Source organism: Desulfobacter sp., assembly GCF_050177295.1.
Genome location: NZ_JBFXHE010000322.1, coordinates 1 through 5,119, shown reverse-complemented (window position 1 = coordinate 5,119; position 5,119 = coordinate 1). Strand labels below are relative to the sequence as shown.

Here is a 5,119-nt window from a genome sequence, read left to right as displayed (position 1 = left end):
AAATATTCGGTCGCCCAAGTCGTTGGATTTATCAAGGGCAAAAGTGCGATCCATATAGCACGCAATTATTTGGGCCATCGAAGAAATTTTACCGGCCAGCAATTTTGGGCCGGAGGTATCATGTTTCAACCGTTGGTCGAGATGAAGCTACTATTCGTGAATATATCCATTCTCAGGAGAAAGAGGATAAACGTTTGGAGCAACTGAGCTTGTTCAAATAGGCACGCCACCTTTTAGGTGGCCAATAAAATAACCGCTTTGAGCGGTTCATAAATTCAAGCCTCCGGCTCTGCCGGAGGTACTTGACTCCAGATATTCTCTCTCTGGAATTGAAATATATGGCTGTGAGTCAGGGGCAGATCAATAAGCTGGCCATCTATTTGATGGGTTGAAGATGTTGACAAATTTCTACAAGAAGATCCCATGCTTTTTCTTGTATCAAAGTTTTTTGGTCGTGTCCCGTTTTTTTTTAAAAAAAAAGAGGAGTAATAAAAATTACTAACCCGAATATTTACACTGGTTTCAACTCAATCCCCCAGACATCAAGACTTCCACAACCCTCACCTGCTCTTCAGCCGTCAAATAGGGATGCATAGGCAGGCTGAAAATACACCGGCTCAAATTTTCTGATACCGGGAAATCCCCGGCCTGATATCCCAGATCCCTAAATGCGGTCTGAAGATGTAGCGGGGTCTGATAATAAACCGCTGTCGGGATTCCTGAAGCTTTTAATTTGGCCTGAATTTCTTCCCGGTCCGCTTCGTTTTCTACAACCACTGAGTACTGGGCCCAGGCACTGGCATACCCGTTGGGCACGAAGGGAAACTTTAACCCCACCTCGCCCTTGCGTGCAATTAACTCTGAATACCTTCGGGCCACAGTATTTCGCTTTTGTATCTCCCCTGGAAAAATCGGCAGCTTGGCCAGAAGTACCGCAGCCTGGATTGTATCTATCCGCCCGTTAATTCCCACGCGGACATTGTCATATTTATCTGCTCCTTTTCCATGAACCCGGATGGACTTCAACTTTTTCGCGATCTCATCAGAATCGGTAAATACAGCCCCTCCATCCCCATAACACCCTAAAGGCTTTGCCGGAAAAAACGAGGTGCATCCGATGTCCCCTAAGCTTCCTGCCGGGCGGCCTTTATACAATCCTCCAAAGGACTGGGCCGCATCCTCAATCACCACAAGGCTCTTTTCTTCAGCAATTCGGTTAATTCTATCATAATCGCAGGGCAGCCCGAACAGATCCACAGGAATTACTGCCTTGGGGACCAGTCCCCTGCCATCCTGCCTCGTCTGTTCAACTGCCTCAAGCAGCTTCCGGGGATCCAGATTAAAGGTCACCGGATCAACCTCCGCGAACACCGGGGTCGCCCCCAGTAACCGCACCGCCTCAGCCGTGGCGATAAAGGTAAACGGAGAGGTGATCACCGCATCCCCGGGTCCGATCCCATACGCCATCAGCGCCATTATAAGGGCATCGGTCCCCGAAGAACAGGAGACGGCATGCCTCACCCCCGCTATTTCAGCCAGCTGTTCCTCAAGCTCTCCCACCTCGGGCCCCATGATATATTTGCCGTGCTGCAGCACCTTCCGGATATTGGCCTCAATCTCCGGCAGAATTTTCCGCTGCTGGGCAGCCAGATCCACAAAGGCGATCTCTCTTCCGCCCTCCAGATGAGGATAGGACTTACCGCAGACATGGCAGGTCATCTGGCTGTTCAGCTTTTCCCCGCATTCGCACATCCATCCGCTCTGCCGGGCAGGATTTCCCATTACCAGGGCATAATCCGGCACATCTTTGGTAACCACAGCCCCAGCCCCCACAAACGCATAGCGCCCGATGGTGATTCCGCATATAATAGTGGCATTGGCCCCGATGGACGCCCCTTTTTTCACTATGGTGGGCCGGATCTCATCCATCCGCCGAATGGCCGACCGGGGATTGAATACATTGGTAAACACCATAGACGGTCCGCAGAACACCTCATCCTCCAGGATCACCCCCTTGTAAACAGAGACATTATTCTGGATTTTGCACTTGTTTCCCACCGTCACATTAGGCCCCACCACCACATTCTGCCCAATGTTACAGTCCTGCCCCACCTCAGTATCTGTCAGCACATGGGAAAAATGCCAGATCTTTGTTCCCTCTCCGATCCGGGCACCCTCATCCACCACAGCCGTATCATGCACAAAGGCCTGAGTCATCTTCAAATCCCTCCTTTATACAAACAGATGCTTTTCCCCGCGCATCAGCGCAGGTTTTGTATTCCGGATGGCGTAAACAGTTTCAATACTCGGCCGGGCCTCATCCAGCCCGAACCCGTTCCCATTGATGATTTCCTGGTAACTCACCGTATGCAACTCCGTGAACCCCTTGCTGAACTCCACTTCCTCCCCATTCACGGTAATGGACCGGTAGGTTCGCTGTCCGGTTGCCCGGACATCTTGAGGCAAAGTATTTTCATCCACACTTAAAAACCATCTCACTCTTGCATTTTCCAAGTCCAGATATCCGGCAGCTTTGTGGGGTTCATACACATGCACCACATTCATCTGCACCTTCCCGAAAATCCAGATCAACATATCGAAAAAATGAATTCCGATATTGCTTGCAATCCCCCCTGACTTGGCCTCATCACCTTTCCAGGATATAAAATACCACTTCCCCCGGCTGGTAATATAAGTCAAATTAATTTCATGCTTTTTATCAGACGCTTCCGCCGCTATTTTTTTCTTGAGCTCAATCAATGCCGGATGCAGCCGTAGTTGCAGAATATTATACACATGGAATCCTGTATCTTTCTCCATCTCCTCAAGCCCGTCAAGGTTCCAGGGGTTCAACACCAGCGGCTTTTCACAGATCGCATCCGCCCCATTTCGCATGGCAAACCGGATGTGGGCATCGTGCAGATAATTTGGAGAGCAGATGCTCACATAATCAATAGCACCCCCCTGCCGCTTCTTTTTATCCACATGCCGGTCAAACCGCTCAAACTCCGTAAAAAAATGGGCCTCCGGAAAATAAGAATCAATTACACCCACACTGTCATGTGGATCCAGCACCGCGGTCAGAAGATTCCCCGTGTCCTTAATTGCTCTCATATGCCGGGGCGCCACATAACCGGCCCCGCCAATCAACGCAAACCGCTTCATATAACCGTTCCTCATCAGTTAAACCGGAATATCCTGTTTCTCCGGGATTTAGATTCTACATAGAAACCAATCCACGGTTTCTTCAAGCCCCTCTTGTAATGTCCGCCCCGGTGCCCACTTAAGCATGGTTTTTGCCTTGGATATGTCAGCCCAGGAACGGGGCACATCTGCTTTCAGAGGAGGACCGAAACGGATATCCGGTTGAATCCCCGCCTTTTCCTTAAGTATATCTGCAAGCATTGCCGCCATGTCGCTCACCGAAGTCTCAATTTGTGTGGATATCTGGAAAATCTCTCCGCCACAGGGGGAATACGCGGCGGCTATGATGGCAGATACGATGTCCTGGATATGAATAAAATCACGGGTCTGAGTTCCATCGCCATTGATTGTCCATGGCTTCCCGCCCAGGGCTTGGCGGATGAAAAGGGCAACCACGCTGCCCTTGCGCATGGACAGGGGGCCATAGACGTTGCTGAAACGAAGGGCTATGGTTTTCAAATCATAGGCTCCGTAATATGCGCTGCAGTACGCTTCACCCGCCATTTTGCCGGCACCGTAGGGAGATATAGGCCGGCATATTGATTGTTCTGTAATGGGGGGCTCGGCCTGGCCTATGGGTGCTGAAGATGAAGCAAACACAAAAGAAGCAATTCCGTTTTTCCTGGCCGCTTCCAGATAGTTAACCAGACCGGCAACGTTACACTCCATGTCCATGACCGGATTCCGGAGCGAAGCCTGTACACCTGTGTTCGCTGCAAGGTGGACGATCACGTCGGCCCCTGCAGCGGCCTTCATGGCTGTTTTCAAATCACGGATATCAGCAGCCAGAAGTTCCACGCCCGGATCAGCCATGGGAAGAATGATATTGTCCAGAATGCGCACCGGCGTTACCTCTTCAATATCTTTCCGGGAGCCTCCGGACAGGTTGTCTATCACACGGATGGACAGATTTGGCCTCTGGGCCAACAGAGTTTTTATCAGGGAGGTTCCGACAAATCCGCAGCCCCCGGTGATCAGCCAGTGCTGAAAATCCTTCACCATTTGACCCCCTTGAAAATGATCTCTTTTCGGATGGCGGCCCGGTTTTCCTCCACCACCTTGAACATGCCGTCGAGCACGTCGTCGGTCAAGTAATGGGGCGTGACGCCCAGTTCGATTAAGCCATGGTAACTAGGGTTGTAGTAATGCTCTTCTGCCTCTTTGCGAGGGTTCTCCAGGTGCTGTACGGTAACGTTATGGCCGTGGCGGCGACCGGCTGCGGCAATCATTTCGGCCAGTTCATTGACCGTGAATGTCTCCATAATCTGGTTGAAGATGCGCAGTTCTCCAGGACCGGCTGGTAATTCTACAGCCTTTGCCACGCACTGCAAGGTGTCAAGGATATTCAGGTAGCCGCGTGTCTGCCCGCCTTTGCCGTACACTGTCAGCGGATGACCGATCACGGACTGCACGATGAAGCGGTTGATAACGGTTCCAAATATTTCATCGTAGTTGAAAATTGTTCGAAACCGGGTGTCGATCAAGGTTTCCTTTGTTTCGATGCCATAGACCGGCCCTTGCATGAGATCAGTGACGCGCAGGTCCCACATGCGAACCCCGAACCAGAGCAGATCCGTGTCCATGATTTTGGTGGTATGGTAGATAGAGCCGGCTTGCCTGGGGAAGAGAAAACGGCCCTGGCGGCCTTTATGTTCGATGTCGATCCAGCCTTCTTCGATATCAATGTTCGGCGTACCGTACTCCCCCATGGTACCGAGTTTGACGATGTGCGTGTCAGGAGCAAGATCCCGGATGGCGAACATGAGATTGTTGGTGACCAGCAGGTTGTTGGAGATGGTGGTGTTGGCACGCTTGTAATCCATCAGAGAATAGGGTGCTGACGGTTGTTCCGCATAATGGATGACGGCTTCGGGGATGCCGCAGTATTTTGGATCCGCTGCCCATTGATAAATCA

The 5,119-nt window shown here is 51.1% G+C and carries 4 protein-coding genes and 1 pseudogene; 1 reads left to right on the top strand and 4 read right to left on the bottom strand.

Features of this window, described 5'->3' with window-relative positions:
- Positions 1–221, top strand: a pseudogene (locus tag AB7U36_RS18040) (transposase); the annotation flags it as partial.
- Between the two features lie 301 nt (positions 222–522).
- On the opposite strand, the gene AB7U36_RS18035 reads toward AB7U36_RS18040, so the two are convergent.
- The 4 genes from AB7U36_RS18035 to AB7U36_RS18020 form a co-directional block, all read right to left on the bottom strand.
- Positions 523–2,217, bottom strand: coding sequence for an aminotransferase class I/II-fold pyridoxal phosphate-dependent enzyme (locus tag AB7U36_RS18035; RefSeq protein ID WP_428161060.1), 1,695 nt, complete (start codon positions 2,215–2,217; stop codon positions 523–525).
- Positions 2,218–2,232: 15 nt separating this feature from the next.
- Complete coding sequence (locus tag AB7U36_RS18030; protein WP_428161059.1) at positions 2,233–3,165, bottom strand: Gfo/Idh/MocA family oxidoreductase; 933 nt, start codon at positions 3,163–3,165, stop codon at positions 2,233–2,235.
- A gap of 48 nt (positions 3,166–3,213) precedes the next feature.
- Positions 3,214–4,206: an NAD-dependent epimerase/dehydratase family protein gene (locus AB7U36_RS18025; RefSeq protein WP_428161058.1), complete on the bottom strand. Its 993-nt coding sequence runs from the start codon at positions 4,204–4,206 to the stop codon at positions 3,214–3,216.
- Positions 4,200–5,119, bottom strand: a 920-nt coding sequence (locus AB7U36_RS18020) for an NAD-dependent epimerase/dehydratase family protein (RefSeq protein WP_428161057.1), incomplete at its 5' end; no start/stop codon positions are given. The genes AB7U36_RS18020 and AB7U36_RS18025, both read right to left, overlap by 7 nt.